Origin of the sequence: Bradyrhizobium sp. BWC-3-1 (assembly GCF_032917965.1) — a bacterium.
GTDB lineage: Bacteria > Pseudomonadota > Alphaproteobacteria > Rhizobiales > Xanthobacteraceae > Bradyrhizobium > Bradyrhizobium canariense_D.
This window is the reverse complement of sequence record NZ_CP136625.1, coordinates 2,309,853-2,324,940: the sequence shown is the minus strand read 5'-3', so window position 1 is coordinate 2,324,940 and position 15,088 is coordinate 2,309,853. Positions and strand designations below refer to the sequence as shown.

Here is a 15,088-nt window from a genome sequence, read left to right as displayed (position 1 = left end):
TGCCGCTACTTTGCCGCCTTGTCGTCCCGGCGCATCGCGCGCTCGGCCTGCGAGGCACGCCTCGCGCGGCGTTCGGCGAAACGCTCGATCATCTGGCTGATCAGGCCGCGCGGTTTCTTCGGTGTCGCCGCAGCCGGAGCGCGGCGCACCGGCGGCGTAATCTTCTCAAACGTGAACGCTGGCATCGAGTGTCCCCTCGTCGTTGAGATGAACAACTTGCTCGAATTTCCCTGTTATCCGGACGAAGCGCAACTGCCGCATCCTGTACTCCACTCAATTCGAATGGAACTTGTTCAAGCACAGTCCATGCCAGATGCGACCTCAAATGCGTCTACATTGCGGACTGATCCGCATGATCCTAAAGTGATCCACCATGTTCGAAGCGCATTTCCAGACATTCGAGGAGCCCGAGGCCGGCGTCGCATTGACAGCCCGGCTGGCCGCGCTCCGTGAAGAACTCGCCCGCCGCAAGCTGACCGGTTTCGTGATTCCACGCGCCGATCAGCAGCAGAATGAGTACGTGCCGCCGTCCGAAGAACGTCTCGCCTGGCTGACCGGTTTTACGGGCTCGGCGGGACTGGCGGTGGTGCTGACGCACGAGGCCGCGGTCTTCGTCGACGGCCGCTACACGATCCAAGCGGCCAAGCAGGTCGATTCAAGGGCCTGGGCCGTGGAATCTCTGATCGATCCCCCGCCGGAAAGCTGGATGTCGGCACACCTGAAGGCCGGCGACCGCCTAGGATTTGATCCGTGGCTGCACACTTTTGCAGCAGCCGAGCGTTTGGCCGCCGCCTGCACCAAGGCCGGTGCCGAACTGGTCGCCGTCGACAGCAATCCGGTCGATGCGATCTGGCAAGACCGGCCACAGCCGCCGATTGCGCCGGTCACGGTGCACGGAATGCAACATGCCGGCGTGACTGAAGCCGAGAAGCTGACGCAGATCAGGAGCGAGATCGGCAAGCTCGGCGTCGATGCGTTGGTGCTGTCCGACAGCCATGCCGTGGCCTGGACCTTCAACATCCGCGGCGCCGACGTCGCGCATACGCCGCTGCCGCTGTCCTATGCGCTGGTGCCGAAGGACAGCCGTCCCACCATCTTCATCGATCACCGCAAGCTCTCAAATCTGACCCGCGACCATCTCGAGCAGTCCGCCGACGTGCGCGAGCCCGATGCGATGGCGCCGACGCTGATGGCGCTCGCCAAGAGCGGTGGATCGATCGCGCTCGACAATGCGACCGCGGCCGACGCCCTCAGCCGGCTGATCACGGGCGCCGGCGGCAAGCCGGTCCGCGGCAGCGATCCGATCGCCCTGCTCAAGGCGGTCAAGAACACGACCGAGATCAAGGGCACGCAATCGGCGCACCGGCGCGACGCCGTGGCGCTGGCACGCTTCCTCGCCTTCATCGACCGCGAGGCGGCAAGCGGCAAGCTCACCGAGATCGACGCGGTCGAGGCGCTGGAGACATTCCGCCGCGACACCGGCGCGCTCAAAGATGTGTCGTTCCCGACCATATCGGGCACCGGCCCGAATGGCGCGATCGTGCACTACCGCGTCACCCGCAAGAGCAACCGGCGGATCGTCCCCGGCGATCTGCTGCTGATCGATTCAGGTGCACAATACGAAGACGGCACCACCGACGTCACCCGCACCATGGCCGTGGGCGAGCCGACCGACGAGATGCGCGACCGCTTCACGCGTGTGCTGCGCGGCCACATCGCGATTGCGCGGGCGATCTTTCCCGACGGCGCCACCGGCGCGCAGCTCGACACACTCGCACGGCAATATCTCTGGGCCGCCGGCGTCGATTTCGAGCATGGCACCGGCCACGGCGTCGGCAGCTATCTGAGCGTGCATGAGGGGCCGGCGCGAATCTCGAAGCTCGGCACTACGCCGCTGAAGCGCGGCATGATCCTGTCCAACGAGCCCGGCTACTACAAGACAGACGGTTTCGGCATCCGCATCGAGAACCTCGAACTGGTGGTCGAAGCCGATATCAAGGGCGCGGAAAAATCGATGAACGCTTTCGAGACGCTGACCCTGGCGCCGATCGACCGCCGGCTGATCGATGTCGGCATGCTCAGCAAGGACGAGCTCGACTGGCTCAACGCCTACCACGCGCGCGTCAGGGCCGAGGTGCGGCCGGCGCTGGACGAGACGACCAAGGCCTGGCTGGACCAGGCCACGGCGGAGTTGAAGGCGTAAGCGCGTCGTCGCAAAGCCGCATGGCTCCACGCGCTTTGCGCAAGGCTGCTTCTCCACCACAGCTGTCATGCCCCGCGACCCGGCTACGCCAAGGCTTCGCCGGGGTGAGGTCTAGGGGCGCCGAAGCTTTAGCGAAGGCGGCAGGCGGGGAATCCAGTATTCCAGAGACAGGAAACGCATGCGAAGAAGCGCGGCGTACTGGATCGCCCGGTCAAGCCGGCGATGACACCGACTTTTTGACGCGAGCAACGCGCCCAATCGGCGCTATGGCGCCCTCATCATAACCGTCCCGGAATCCGTATAGCCGCATTCCGAAACGCCGATATGCGTCTTGCGCGAGCGCGCTACAGTCCGATTCGAATTTCTACGAGACGGACACGCATGCACGGCATGATCAGCCAGCCGCCGGACACGGCGAAGAACCTCGCGACCTCGCGCGTGGTGTTGCTGCTGCTCGTCGTCATGACCGGCATCGCGCCGATCTCGCTTTACATGCTGGTTCCGGCGCTGCCGGTGCTGGCGACGACCTTTGGCAGCGACATCTCGGTCGCGCAGATGACGGTGTCGCTGTACATGGTCGGCATCGCGCTGTCGCAACTCATCATGGGCCCGCTGTCGGACCGTTTCAGGCGGCGACCGGTGCTGCTCGGAGGACTGGCGCTGATGGTGGTCGCCAGCGCCGCCTGCATCTTCGCGGAAACCCTGCCGCAGCTGATCGCCGCGCGCTTTTTCCAGGCGTTGGGCGGCGCCGCGGGCATGGTGGTGAGCCGCGCCATCATCCGCGACATCTACGAGCGCGACCGCGTCGCCTCGATGATCAGCCTCGTGGTCGCGGCGCTGATGATCGGGCAGATGGTCTCTCCGCTCAGCGGCGGCCTGATCGAGACAGCGTTCGGCTGGCGCGCGATCTTCTACGCCATCACCGTCGCCGCGATCATTGTCGCCGTCGGCATCGCATTCGCGCTGCCCGAGACGCGCCGAGATCGCGCCGCCGGCAGCGGCTTTCGCGGCGATGTCGGCATCCTGATCCGCAACCGCGCCTTCGTCGGCTACGTGATGTGCCAGGTGCTGGCCTCGCAGATCATCTTCACCTTCGCCGGCGGCGGCCCCTATATCGTGGTGACGCAGATGGGCAGGACCAGCGCCGAATACGGCGCGTGGTTCGCGACGACGGGTTTTGCCTATCTCGTCGGCAATCTGCTCTGCGTGCGCTTCGCGCCCAGGCACTCGCTGGAGAAGTTGATCTGGTTCGGCCTCGCGCTTCAGCTTTGCGGCAGCCTGTTGAACCTGCTCTGGAGCTTCACCGGCTGGAACGAGGCGCCCGCCTGGCTGTTCGGCACGCAGATGATCGTGATGGTCGGCAATGCCTTCGTGATGGCGAACTCGGCCGCCGGCGCGATCAGCATCCGTCCCGAGGCCGCCGGCACCGCATCAGGTGCGATGGGCTTTCTCCAGCAAGGCATCGGCGCGCTGATGTCGCAATTCGGCGCCTATCTCGGCGGCCATTCCGCGACCACGCTGCCGCTCACCGCCGCGGTACTGGCGATCTCCCTGCTCTGCGCCTGCACGATGATCTTCGTCGTCCCCCGCCGCGAGGTCATGATGAGCGAGACGCTGATCGAGCAGGCGGAAGAGGAAGAGAGCGGGATGATGTGATCGGGCGCGGTGAGGCCTTCTTCCTTCTCCCCTTGTGGGAGAAGGTGGCGCGCGTAGCGCGCCGGATGAGGGGTCTCTCTCCGCGCGGGTCCCCTCTCAAAGCTTGAACTCGAGAATAGAACCCCTCATCCGGCGCTACGCGCCACCTTCTCCCACAAGGGGAGAAGGGAAGAGTCACTCCCCGATCAGCTGCAGCCACTCGTCCTCGGTCAGCACCTTGACGCCATGCTTGTTGGCCTCCGCGAGCTTCGAACCTGCGCCGGGGCCTGCGACGACGAGATCGGTTTTCTTGGACACCGAGCCGGACACTTTTGCGCCTAACCGCTCAGCGGTGGCCTTGGCCTCGTCGCGCGTCATCTTCTCCAGCGAGCCCGTGAACACCACGGTCTTGCCGGCGACGGCGGAGTTGCTCTTCGGCTTCTCCGCGTCGATGATCTCGACCTCCCTGGTGAGCCGCTCGACGATGCCGCGATTGTGGCTCTCGCCGAAATAATCGGCGATGCTCTTGATCACGGTCTCGCCGATCTGGTCGAGCGCGTCCATCTCGGCCATCGCCTCCTCGCCGCCCTTGGCGACCTTCAGGCTGGCATCGTGGAAGGCGTCCCAGGAGCCGTAGCCGCGGGCCAGCGCCAGCGCCGTGGTCTCGCCGATATGGCGCATGCCGAGCGCGTAGATAAAACGCTCCAGCGCGATCTTGCGACGGCTCTCGATCGCGCCGAACAGATTGCGCACCGAGGTTGCGCCGTAACCCTCGATGTCCTCCAGCTTGAGCTTTGCGTTGCGCTTTTCCAGCGTGAAGATGTCGGCTGGCTCCTTCACAAAACCTTCGTCGAAGAAGTACTGGAGCTGCTTCTCGCCAAGACCGTCGATGTCGAAGGCGCGCCGCGACACGAACAGCTTCAGATGCTCGATCTTCTGATAGGGGCAGGCGAACTCGCCGGTGCAGCGAGCGCGTGAGCCCTCTTCGCCCGCCGCCGTCTCCTCGCGCGTGACATCGGTGTGCAACGGGCACGGGCACTTCTTCGGAAACTGGAATTCCCTGGCAGCCTTCGGCCGCTTGTCGAGGACGACGTCGACCACCTGCGGGATGACGTCGCCGGCGCGCTGGATCACGACGGTGTCGCCGATCCTGATGTCGCGGCCCTCGCGCAGCACTTCGCCCTTATTGCCGATACCCTTGATGTAGTCCTCGTTGTGCAGCGTGACGTTCTGCACGATCACGCCGCCGACGCCGACCGGTTCGAGCTTGCCGACCGGCGTGAATGAGCCGGTGCGGCCGACCTGGATCTCGATGTCGCGCAACACCGTCGTGGCGCGTTCGGCCGGGAATTTGTGGGCAATGCCCCAGCGCGGCGTGCGCGAGACGAAGCCGAGCCGTTCCTGCCAGTCGATGCGATCGACCTTGTAGACGACGCCGTCGATGTCGTAGTCGAGCTTTGCGCGCTGCTCCTCGATTGCATGATGAAACGCCAGCAGCTCCTCGACGGAGTGACAGAGCCTGGTCAGCGGGTTGGTCTTGAATCCGCAGCGCTCGAACCAGCCGATCATGCCGCTCTGCGTGGCCTCCGGCATCGCGCTCATCTCACCCCAGGCATAGGCGAAGAAGCCGAGGGGGCGCGAGGCGGTGATGGTCGGATCCTTCTGCCGGAGCGAGCCCGCGGCCGAGTTGCGCGGATTGGCGAAGATGGTGATGCCTTCCGCCTTCTGCCGTTCGTTGAGCGCGAGGAAGGCCTTCTTGGTCATGTAGACCTCGCCGCGCACCTCGCAGATGTCGGGGACGTTGCGGCCCTTCAGCCTCTTCGGCACGTCCTCGAGCGTGCGGATGTTGGCGGTGACGTCCTCGCCGACCGCGCCGTCGCCGCGAGTCGCCGCGGTGACGAGTTCACCGCCCTCGTAGCGCAGCGACATCGAGAGGCCGTCGATCTTCGGCTCGGCCGAGAAATCGATCTTGTCGTCGTCGAGCTTCAGGAAGCGCACGATGCGGCCGACGAAGTCGCGCAGATCCTCTTCCGCAAAGGCGTTGTCGAGCGACAGCATGGGGACGGCATGCCGCACCTTCTTGAAGCGGCCTGATGGTGCAGCACCGACTTTCTGCGACGGAGAGTCCGCGCTGACGAATTCCGGAAAGCGCTTCTCGATCGCGTTGAAGCGCTGGCGTAGCGCGTCATACTCGGCGTCGGTGACGGTGGGCGCGTCGTCCTGGTAGTAGCGTTCGTTATGCCCCTCGATCTCGAGCGCGAGCCGCATGTGCTCGACCTTGGCCTGCGCCTTGGTGAGGTCGGCGACGTCGCGAAGCGGTGTTGGTTTCGATTTTGCTGCTCTGGCCATGGTGCTTGGATACGATGGAGCGGGCGGGAGGGTAAAGGCGGTTACAGTTTCGTACCCCGCACTTAACGTTTAGGGCCCCGGCGGTTGCGCGCGTCCGGGACACGAAATCAAGCCGTCGCCGCCTTGAGCAGACGGTCCGCGGCAGCCCTCGCCTCGGCGGTGATCTCGGCGCCGGCGAGCATCCGCGCGATCTCCTCGCGGCGGTGGTCGGCGGCAAGCGCATTGACGCGGGTCGCAACGCGCTTGCCCTTGTCCAGTGCGTCCTTTGAGATCAGCAAATGCTGGTCGGCACGAGCGGCGACCTGCGGGGCGTGGGTGACGGCCATCACCTGGACCTTGCCGGCGAGCCGCGCCAGCCGCCCGCCGATCGCGTCCGCGACCGCGCCGCCGACGCCGGTGTCGATCTCGTCGAAGACCAGGGTCGGCGCCGAACCGCGGTCGGACAGCACGACCTTCAGCGCCAGCAGGAAACGCGACAGCTCGCCGCCGGAGGCGACCTTCATCAGCGGCCCCGGCTTGGTGCCCGGGTTGGTCTGCACCCAGAACTCGACGCGGTCGAACCCTTGCGGGCCCGGAGCTGCCTCGTCGGTCTCGACCTGGGTCATGAACTTTGCGCGCTCGAGCTTGAGCGGCGCGAGCTCGGCATTGACGGCCTTGTTGAGCTTCTCCGCCGATTTCTGCCGCGCCATCGACAGCTTCTTCGCAGCCGCCGCATAGCGCGCATCGGCCTCGATCGCGGCCTGCTCCAGCTTCTTCAGCCGTGAGGCGCCGGCATCGATCAGAACGACATCGGCGGCGTATCTTGCGGCCAGCGCGGCGAGCCCGTCGACCGGCGTCGAATATTTGCGCGAGGCGGCGCGCAACGCGAACAGGCGCTCCTCGATGCGTTCGAGCTCCGAGGGATCAAAATCGGTTGCGGCAAGCGCCGCCTGAAGATGCTGGTCGGCTTCCTCCAGCGCGTTGATGGCGATGTCGATCGCCCTCACCGCGGGTTCGACCAGCGCCGGCGAGTTGACGCCGCGACGCTCCAGCCGCCGCACGGCCGCCGACAGCGAGGCGACCGGCGAATGGTGGCCGCCGACCGCCTCCTGCGCCTCGCGCAGGTCGGAGGCGATCTTCTCGCCCTGCATCATCGTGGTCCGACGGGAGGCCAGCAAAGTCTCCTCGCCGTCCTTGGGCGCGAGCTGCTTCAATTCGTCGGAGGCGTGGCGGAGGTAATCGGCTTCGCGCGCGGCGCGCTCCATGCCGGCGCGATGCTCCTCCAGCGCGGTGTTGGCGGTGCGGCGTGCGTCCCAGAGCGCCTCGACCGCCGAGACGTCCTTTTCGAGACCGGCGAAGGCGTCGAGCAGGCGGCGGTGGGTGGCGGCATCGACCAGCGCGCGCTCGTCGTGCTGGCCATGGATCTCGACCAGAGCGGCCCCGACCCCCTTCAGCGTCTGCACGCTGATCGCCTGGTCGTTGATGAAGGCGCGGGTGCGGCCGTCGGCGAGCTGGACCCGGCGGAGAATCATCTCGCCGGTATCGTCCAGCCCGTTCTCCGCGAGGATTTTGGCCGCGGGATGGTTTTTTGGGATATCGAATACGGCAGTGACCTGCCCCTGCTCCGCCCCATGCCGCACGAGGCCGGCATCGCCGCGGCCGCCGAGCGCCAACGCAAAGGCATCGAGCAGGATGGATTTGCCCGCACCGGTCTCGCCGGTCAAAACCGCGAGGCCCGGTGCGAATTCGATATCGAGCCGTTCGATCAGGACGATGTCACGGATCGACAGACGCGCCAGCATGGAATTCTATTTCCTAGCCGAGACCCATTTTCTTGAAGGTCTTGCTAATCCAGGACCCCTGATTCTCGCTCGGTTCGAGACCGCCTGATTTTACAAGATTATAGGCGTCCTTGTACCAGCGACTGTCAGGAAAATTGTGCCCGAGCACGGCGGCGGCCGTCTGGGCCTCGCCAACGATGCCGATCGCCATATAGGCCTCGGTCAGGCGGTACAGCGCCTCCTCGACATGGCGGGTGGTCTGGTACTGCGTCACCACGGCCTTGTAGCGGTTGATCGCCGCCGTGTAGTCGCGCTTCTGCGCGTAATAGCGGCCGACGTTCATTTCCTTGCCGGCGAGCTGGTCGCGCGCACCTTCGATCTTGGCCTTGGCCGAGGTCGCATATTCGGAGGTCGGATATTTGCGCACCACCTCTTCCAGCGAGGCGATCGCCTTCTCGGTGCGGGTCTGGTCGCGGCTGATGTCCGGAATCTGGTCGTAATGCGAGGCGGCGATCAGATATTGCGCGTAGGCCGCATCCGGGCTGCCGGGATGCAGCGTGACGTAGCGGGTGGCCGCGCCGATACAATTGTCATAATCCCCGCCCTGGTAGGACGCGTAGGCCGACATCAGCAATGATTTGCGGGCCCAGTCGGAATAAGGATGCTGGCGGTCGACCTCTTCGAACTTCTTGTTCGCCGCCTTCATGTCCTTCTTCTCGTTCATGAGGTACAGGCCCTCATTGTAGATCTTGTCGGCGGGCTCCTCGACGAAGGTGTCGTCCTTGGCGGTGAACTTGTCCCAAAGCGCGCCGGTGCCGCAGCCGGCCAGCGGCAGCGCGAGCACGAAGAGGGCGACAACCTGAAGCAGCCCACGGGCTCGAGACGAGACTTCTCGAGACGGGACTTGAAGATATCCGCGCGTCATACGCTGTGCCGACATGAGTATTGCCCTGACGCCCTGTGGTGCGGTGTCCGCCAGCCCATGAACCCCGTCCTGGGCGCGAAATATAGCCGTGGTGCCTGCCGTGCGACCACGCCGGTGTAACCGAAAAACGATCTTCAACCAACCGGATAGGCAGGCATTCCGCCCGGATTAAGGCGAACGCGCCGCAATCCTAGCCGATCATCGTTACCAGGAGTTTCCCGGGGAAAGCCGCCGCCAAACGCCCGCGGCGACGGGTCTCTTCAGGACGCGTCTCTCGTCTAGGAAACGTCCGCTGCAGGAAACGTCTCTCTTCAGGAAACGTCCGGCCCGTAGACCGCGGCGATCCGGCCACCGACGATGCCGCGACCGGTTTCGGCCACCGGACGCGTGGTGCGGCGGGCTGCCTCGCCCTCGACCACCCGCCAAGCGGTGCGGTCGGCGAGCAGCGCGGTCAGAACGGTGTGGTTGAGCTTGTGGCCGCCACGTACCGAGCGGTAGGCGCCGAGCAGCGGCAGACCCGCCAGCGCGAGGTCGCCGATCACGTCCAGCACCTTGTGGCGGGCGCATTCGTCGGCGTAGCGCAGGCCCTCGGTGTTGAGCAGCCGCTCCTCGTCGAACACGACGGTGTTGTCGAATGAGGCACCGAGCGCATAGCCGGCGCTCCAGAGCCGCGCGACGTCGCACATCAGACCGAAAGTCCGGGCCCGGCCGACTTCGCGGCGGAAACGCTCCGGGTTGAGGTCGAAGGCATAGCTCTGCTGGCCGATGACAGGATTGGTGAAGTCGATCTCGACCTCGGCGCGGAACCCGACGGCATAGGGCCTGATCTCACCGAAGGAGTCGCCGATCTTGACCGAGATCGGCTTCAAAACCTGGATGAAGCGGCGCTGCGCCGGCTGGGTCACGATGCCGGCCTGGTCGATCGCCGCAACGAAGGCTGCCGCGCTGCCGTCCATGATCGGCACTTCCGGCCCATCGATCTCAATGATGGCGTTGTCGACGCCCATTCCCCGCAGCGCAGCAAGGACATGCTCGGCGGTGGAAACCAGCGGACCGTTGCGATCACCGAGGACGGTGGCGAAATCCGTCGCGATCACCTGCTCGGCGGTGGCCTGAACTTCGCGGTCGCTTCCCTCGAGCCCGGTGCGGATAAAAACAAAGCCCGCGTCGACAGGCGCGGGTCCAAGCGTGAGCGTGACGGGAAGACCGGAATGAACGCCGACGCCTGCCACACTGGCTTGCGCGCGAAGCGTTGTTTGCCGGCTAAATTTCATCAGGAACCGCCCCACTACGACCATCGCGACTTATACTGAACCCGACTGCGGCCTAGACCGCTGTTCCGAATCCGTATCCCCAAGTCACGGCAAACCATAGTCACTGCCCTAAACAGCGCCAACTCACGCTTTTTTACCGATTGTTACCCCAAACCCGCCGTATTCGCGCCAAGGCTTAACCAAATTGGACCGGAGTTCGGGACCGTTTTCGGTAGTTTTACTGAACCATCGAATACGTAATTAATGATTTAAAATCAGTTGTTTGGCCACGCAATCCGGATATGCACGGGGCAAAAGAAAAGGCCCCGGCAAGCTTCCCGCCGGGACCTTTTTTCGTCCGCCTTATTGTAACAATCCTCAGGTCGCCTGCCGCCGCAGGAAGGCCGGGATATCAAGATGGTCATCTCCCTGTGGCGCCGGGGCAACAGGCGCGGGACGGCCGTGCATGTCCAGGCCCTGCGGCGCGGGACGACGTGCATACTCGGACACCGGCTCGGTAGAAGCGATTTGCTGCGCCACGGTCTTCTGGGGGCGGCGATCGGGCAGTGGCGGCATCGCGGGACCGGCGGTGCGGGCCGCGATCGGCGCCTCGGTCTCCTCGTCACGACGGCCGAGGCCGACATTGGCGAGGCGCTGCAGCAGCGACAGCCGGGTCTTCTGCGGGGTCTCCTCCTCGACCTCGCCGCGGGCCTGGCGAAGCTCGGCCTGGGCGGGCATCGGAAGTTCCTCGATCCGCGGCATCCGCGGTGTGCGGACCGGTGCACGCTCGGCCTGCGGAGGGATGAAGGTTTCCGGCGTCATCGGCTCTTGCATGGCCATCGGCGCCTGCTCGGGCTCGGGGAACAGCGTGGGCTTCTGCGCGATCGGGCGCACGGTAACGTCGCCATAGGTCTGCATCGGCGCGGGAGCCTGCGGAACGTCCGCAACGGCGGCGGCGATGGCGGCAAGCGCAGCGCGCTCGACGTTCGGACGCGGAGCCGTGGGAGCGGCGGCAAATTGGCCCGTTCCTGTGGCCGGGGTCTGTCCTTCGAACTTCTGGGCGCGCTCGGCCATGCGCTGATTGTCAGCGCGCAGCCGCGCGGTCAAATCGGCAAGACGGCTCTCGGCAGCCGCGGCGGGAGCGGCGGGAGCCTGCTGCGCCTGCGGAGCAGGATTCGCCACGGGAGCGCTGGTGGCCTGGCTGTTGCGCGCGATCGCGGCCTGTTCGATGCCGGTGGCGACGACCGAGACGCGGATCAGACCGTCGAGGGCTTCGTCGAAGGTGGCGCCGACGATGATGTTGGCGTCCTGATCGACTTCCTCGCGGATGCGGGTCGCAGCTTCGTCGACCTCGAACAGGGTGAGATCCTTGCCGCCGGTGATGGAGATCAGGAGGCCCTTGGCGCCCTTCATCGAGCTATCGTCGATCAGCGGGTTGGCGATCGCGGCTTCGGCGGCGGTCAGCGCGCGCTTGTCGCCGGAGGCTTCGCCCGTGCCCATCATCGCCTTGCCCATCTCGCGCATGACGGCGCGAACGTCGGCGAAGTCGAGATTGATCAGGCCTTCCTTGACCATCAGGTCGGTGATGCAGGCAACGCCCGAATAGAGCACCTGGTCGGCCATCGCGAAGGCGTCGGCGAAGGTGGTCTTCTCGTTCGCGACCCGGAACAGGTTCTGGTTCGGGATGATCAGCAGCGTATCAACGACCTTGTGCAGCTCGTTGATGCCCGCTTCGGCGGTGCGCATGCGGCGGCCGCCCTCGAAGTGGAAGGGCTTGGTCACGACGCCGACGGTGAGAATGCCCATCTCGCGCGCGATCTTGGCGATCACGGGAGCCGCACCGGTGCCGGTGCCGCCGCCCATGCCGGCGGTGACGAACACCATGTTGGCGCCCGAGAGATGGTCACGGAGTTCGTCCATGACTTCTTCGGCCGCGGCCGCGCCGACCACCGGCTGCGAACCTGCGCCCAACCCTTGCGTGGCCGCCGTGCCCATCTGCACGATGCGCTGCGCCTTCGACATCGTCAGCGCCTGCGCGTCAGTGTTGGCGACCACGAAGTCGACGCCCTGGAGGCCCGCCGTGATCATGTTGTTGACGGCGTTACCACCGGCGCCGCCGACGCCGAACACGGTGATGCGGGGCTTCAGTTCGTGAATATCAGGAACATTGATGCTGATGGTCATGTTTGCCTCTCGATCACGCGCGCGTGGGTTCGCCCCGGCCGGCGGCCGCGGGAGTTGGTGAAAATCGAATATTGCGGGAAGGAGTCATCAGAAGCCCTCGCGTAGCCATCGTCCGACCTTTCCGAAATACCCGCCGGTCCCCGTCCTGACCTGCTGCCGCGTATGCCGCGGTTCGACATGTTCGTGGTGAACATATTGCGGGTAGACGAGCAGTCCGGCCGGCACCGCGAAGGCGGCGTTCTTCGCCTCGTTGGGCAGCCGGCCGAAACCGAGCGGACGTCCGACCCGCACGGGCCGGCCGAGAATCTGCGTTCCGAGCTCAACGAGACCCGTGAGCTGCGAGGCCCCGCCCGAGAGCACGACGCGGCCGTTCGGCTCCGAGGCGAAGGGCGAATCCTTCAGCTTGTCCCGAACCATTTCGAAGACTTCCTCGGCACGATGCTTGACGATGTTGGCGATGGTAGCGCGGGAGACGATCTGCGGCAGATCCTGCTCGTCACCGGCTGTCGGTACAGACATCAGCTCACGCGAGTCCGATCCGCCGGTGATGACGGTCCCGTATAACGTCTTGATTCGCTCGGCATCGGCAATGGTCGCGGAGAGTCCGCGCGCCAGATCCATCGTGATGTGTTGCCCGCCGACCGCAAAACCCGCGGCATGCACGAAGTGGCCGCCGGAAAAGACCGCGATCGTGGTGGTGCCCGCGCCCATTTCGACCACGGCGGCGCCGAGATCGGCCTCGTCGTCGGTCAGCACCGACAGGCCTGCCACATAGGGGCTTGCCGCCATGGCTTCGACGTTGATGTGGCAGCGTTCGACCGCCAGCATCAGGTTCCGCGCCACCGTGGCGTCGCAGGTGACGACATTCATGTCGATGCCGAACTGATGCGCAACCATGCCGCGGGGGTCGCGGATACCTTTGACGCCGTCAAGCGTGTAGCCGACCGGCAGCGCGTGCAGCACGGTGCGGCCTTCGCCGGTGGCGTGGCGCATGCCGGTGGAGGTGACGCGGCTGACATCGGCCGGTGTCACGGCGCCGCCGCGGATGTCGGCCGCAGCTTCGACCAGCTGACCGGAGAGCCGGCCGCCGGAGACCGACAGCAGCACGGACTCGACCCGCACCTTGGCCATTTTCTCTGCAAGCCCGACGGCCTGTCGCACCGCCTGCTCGCATTCGCCGAGATCGATCACGGCGCCGGCCTTCATGCCGCGCGACTGAATCTGGCTGTAGCCGATCAGCTCCACCGCATGGGTCCGGTCGCGCAGGGCTTCGCTCGGCGCCGACGGCTTCAGCCGCGCGATCATGCAGGCGATCTTGCTGGTGCCGATGTCGAGGCAGGCGACGAGGCCGCCGCGCTTGTGCGGCATCGGGCGTGTCTTCGGTGTCTGGGTGCGATCAAGACCGGTCATGCAGCGTCCCCGGCCTTTTTCTTCTTCTTGTCCTTGAACAAATCGTCGCGCGCCTTGGCGGCGTCCTCGGACAGCTGCACGACGAGCCGATCGGGCAGGCGCAGGTCGACGGCGACGATGTCGCGGGAGAACAGCCTGTCCTCCTTGTCGAGCCTGGACAGCATCGCAAGCGCGTTGCCGACGTCCTGTTCGGGCAGGCGGATGTCGAGGCCGTCCTTGAGCCTCAGGTTCCAGCGCCGCTCACCGACGAAGATCGCGGCCTTGGTAATGGAATTGACCTGCGGATAGCGCGCCAGCAAAGCGAGGAAATCGCGGGCCTGCGTCTCGGCGCCCTTGCCGACCACGAGCGGCAGCGACAGAAAGCGGCGCGAGACGTAGGGTTCGAGCACGGCGCCGTCATCGGCGATGACGGAGAGCCGGCCGGCCTCCTGCCACAGCGCGAACGCCTTGCGCTCGGTGAGCTCGATCATGAGCTGGCCCGGATAGAGCTTCAGCACGGTCGCATCCGCGATCCAGGGATTGGCCTTGAGCTTGTCGCGCACGGCGTCGGCGTCGAGAAACAGCAGCGAGGATCGGCCGCTGACGCCGCCGATCGCGAGGATCTCGTCCTGGCTGAGCTGCTTGCGACCGTTGATCACGACGGAGGTGATGCGGAAGCCGGCGGAATTGGCCAGCGCGTTGCGGGTGTCGTTGACCGCCGTGATGAAATCCTGGAGATGGCCGCCCTTGACGATACCGAAGCCGCAGCTTCCGATCAGGAGCAGCACCGTCATGCTGATCCCGACCCGGCGCGGCAGATAGCGCTCGACCAGCGCGACCAACCGCGGCGGCGGCTCGCGCTCGACGATGGCTTTGGCCCTGGTCTTTTCCTTGGCGGCAGCACGGGCGCCGAGAACTCTTTCCTGACGCTTGTCCTGCACCCACTCGCGCAGAAGCACGACCGCTCCGATAGCGGCCGCCTTCAGGTCAGCTTGGGGCCTCAGCGATCTGAAAAGCGACCGAGTGAGGCTTCCTGCTCCATCCATTGCACGAGCTCGTCAACAGTTTGCCCGCGACATCGCGCGGGTCCTGGCGAACATGACGTCTCGGACTTGCCGGGCCGGGTGCTGGTCTTCAGCAGAAGAAAACCTCTCCCCTTCAGAGCGTTCGCTGGGGGTGACAACACCCGCAACGGTCCACGCGCCGGCAGCCAAAGCGTCATATGCGCCGCCAGCGTTAACCTTCGGACGTCCTGGTAAACAAAAGGTAAAGTTCGTTAACGACGTGAGCTTTTTGCCCAGGCCTGTGAGGCATTTATGCCGCAATATCCGGCATTTTACCGGTTTTGGGTTCCAAAACCGGCCGTTTCGCCAGTTCGGCCGTTAACCAG

The 15,088-nt window shown here is 65.4% G+C and carries 10 protein-coding genes; 2 read left to right on the top strand and 8 right to left on the bottom strand.

The features are described from left to right. Positions 1-5 precede the first annotated feature (5 nt). Entirely contained in the window at positions 6-185 is a 180-nt protein-coding gene (locus RX329_RS11265) for a hypothetical protein (protein ID WP_085385409.1), read from the bottom strand. Between the two features lie 188 nt (positions 186-373). Here RX329_RS11265 and RX329_RS11260 point away from each other — a divergent pair, with 188 nt between their 5' ends. After that, on the top strand, positions 374-2,203 hold the full coding sequence (locus tag RX329_RS11260; protein WP_085361399.1) for an aminopeptidase P family protein: 1,830 nt from the start codon (positions 374-376) through the stop codon (positions 2,201-2,203). A 381-nt stretch (positions 2,204-2,584) separates the two neighbouring features. Beyond that, the gene (locus RX329_RS11255; protein ID WP_085361400.1) at positions 2,585-3,859 is read left to right on the top strand and encodes a multidrug effflux MFS transporter; all 1,275 of its coding nucleotides are present in this window, start codon (positions 2,585-2,587) and stop codon (positions 3,857-3,859) included. Between the two features lie 174 nt (positions 3,860-4,033). On the opposite strand, the gene ligA is transcribed toward RX329_RS11255, so the two are convergent. The 7 genes from ligA to RX329_RS11220 form a co-directional block, all read right to left on the bottom strand. Continuing rightward, a complete protein-coding gene (ligA, locus tag RX329_RS11250) occupies positions 4,034-6,187 on the bottom strand; it encodes an NAD-dependent DNA ligase LigA (RefSeq protein ID WP_085385408.1) in 2,154 nt (717 codons plus the stop codon). A 107-nt stretch (positions 6,188-6,294) separates the two neighbouring features. Then, positions 6,295-7,968 (bottom strand): DNA repair protein RecN, encoded by a 1,674-nt coding sequence (recN, locus tag RX329_RS11245; RefSeq protein ID WP_085385407.1) that lies wholly within the window; start codon positions 7,966-7,968, stop codon positions 6,295-6,297. Positions 7,969-7,981: 13 nt separating this feature from the next. Beyond that, positions 7,982-8,887: an outer membrane protein assembly factor BamD gene (locus RX329_RS11240; protein WP_026232697.1), complete on the bottom strand. Its 906-nt coding sequence runs from the start codon at positions 8,885-8,887 to the stop codon at positions 7,982-7,984. Between the two features lie 296 nt (positions 8,888-9,183). Beyond that, complete coding sequence (gene lpxC, locus RX329_RS11235; RefSeq protein ID WP_085385406.1) at positions 9,184-10,146, bottom strand: UDP-3-O-acyl-N-acetylglucosamine deacetylase; 963 nt, start codon at positions 10,144-10,146, stop codon at positions 9,184-9,186. Between the two features lie 357 nt (positions 10,147-10,503). Next, positions 10,504-12,309, bottom strand: a complete 1,806-nt coding sequence (gene ftsZ / locus RX329_RS11230; RefSeq protein ID WP_018454245.1) for a cell division protein FtsZ — start codon at positions 12,307-12,309, stop codon at positions 10,504-10,506. 87 nt (positions 12,310-12,396) lie between these two features. Then, on the bottom strand, positions 12,397-13,719 hold the full coding sequence (ftsA, locus tag RX329_RS11225) for a cell division protein FtsA (protein ID WP_018454244.1): 1,323 nt from the start codon (positions 13,717-13,719) through the stop codon (positions 12,397-12,399). Next, positions 13,716-14,744, bottom strand: coding sequence for a cell division protein FtsQ/DivIB (locus RX329_RS11220; RefSeq protein ID WP_026232695.1), 1,029 nt, complete (start codon positions 14,742-14,744; stop codon positions 13,716-13,718). Before RX329_RS11220 ends, ftsA begins: the two co-directional genes overlap by 4 nt. Between the last annotated feature and the right edge of the window lie 344 nt (positions 14,745-15,088).

What these genes read in the sequence shown, in the direction of transcription:
- ftsA (WP_018454244.1), bottom strand. Translation starts at nt 13,719, where the DNA reads ATGACCGGTCTTGATCGCACCCAGACACCGAAGACACGCCCGATGCCG.
- RX329_RS11265 (WP_085385409.1), bottom strand. Translation starts at nt 185, where the DNA reads ATGCCAGCGTTCACGTTTGAGAAGATTACGCCGCCGGTGCGCCGCGCT.
- RX329_RS11220 (WP_026232695.1), bottom strand. Translation starts at nt 14,744, where the DNA reads ATGGATGGAGCAGGAAGCCTCACTCGGTCGCTTTTCAGATCGCTGAGG.
- lpxC (WP_085385406.1), bottom strand. Translation starts at nt 10,146, where the DNA reads ATGAAATTTAGCCGGCAAACAACGCTTCGCGCGCAAGCCAGTGTGGCA.
- RX329_RS11255 (WP_085361400.1), top strand. Translation starts at nt 2,585, where the DNA reads ATGCACGGCATGATCAGCCAGCCGCCGGACACGGCGAAGAACCTCGCG.
- ligA (WP_085385408.1), bottom strand. Translation starts at nt 6,187, where the DNA reads ATGGCCAGAGCAGCAAAATCGAAACCAACACCGCTTCGCGACGTCGCC.
- RX329_RS11240 (WP_026232697.1), bottom strand. Translation starts at nt 8,887, where the DNA reads ATGTCGGCACAGCGTATGACGCGCGGATATCTTCAAGTCCCGTCTCGA.
- ftsZ (WP_018454245.1), bottom strand. Translation starts at nt 12,309, where the DNA reads ATGACCATCAGCATCAATGTTCCTGATATTCACGAACTGAAGCCCCGC.
- RX329_RS11260 (WP_085361399.1), top strand. Translation starts at nt 374, where the DNA reads ATGTTCGAAGCGCATTTCCAGACATTCGAGGAGCCCGAGGCCGGCGTC.
- recN (WP_085385407.1), bottom strand. Translation starts at nt 7,968, where the DNA reads ATGCTGGCGCGTCTGTCGATCCGTGACATCGTCCTGATCGAACGGCTC.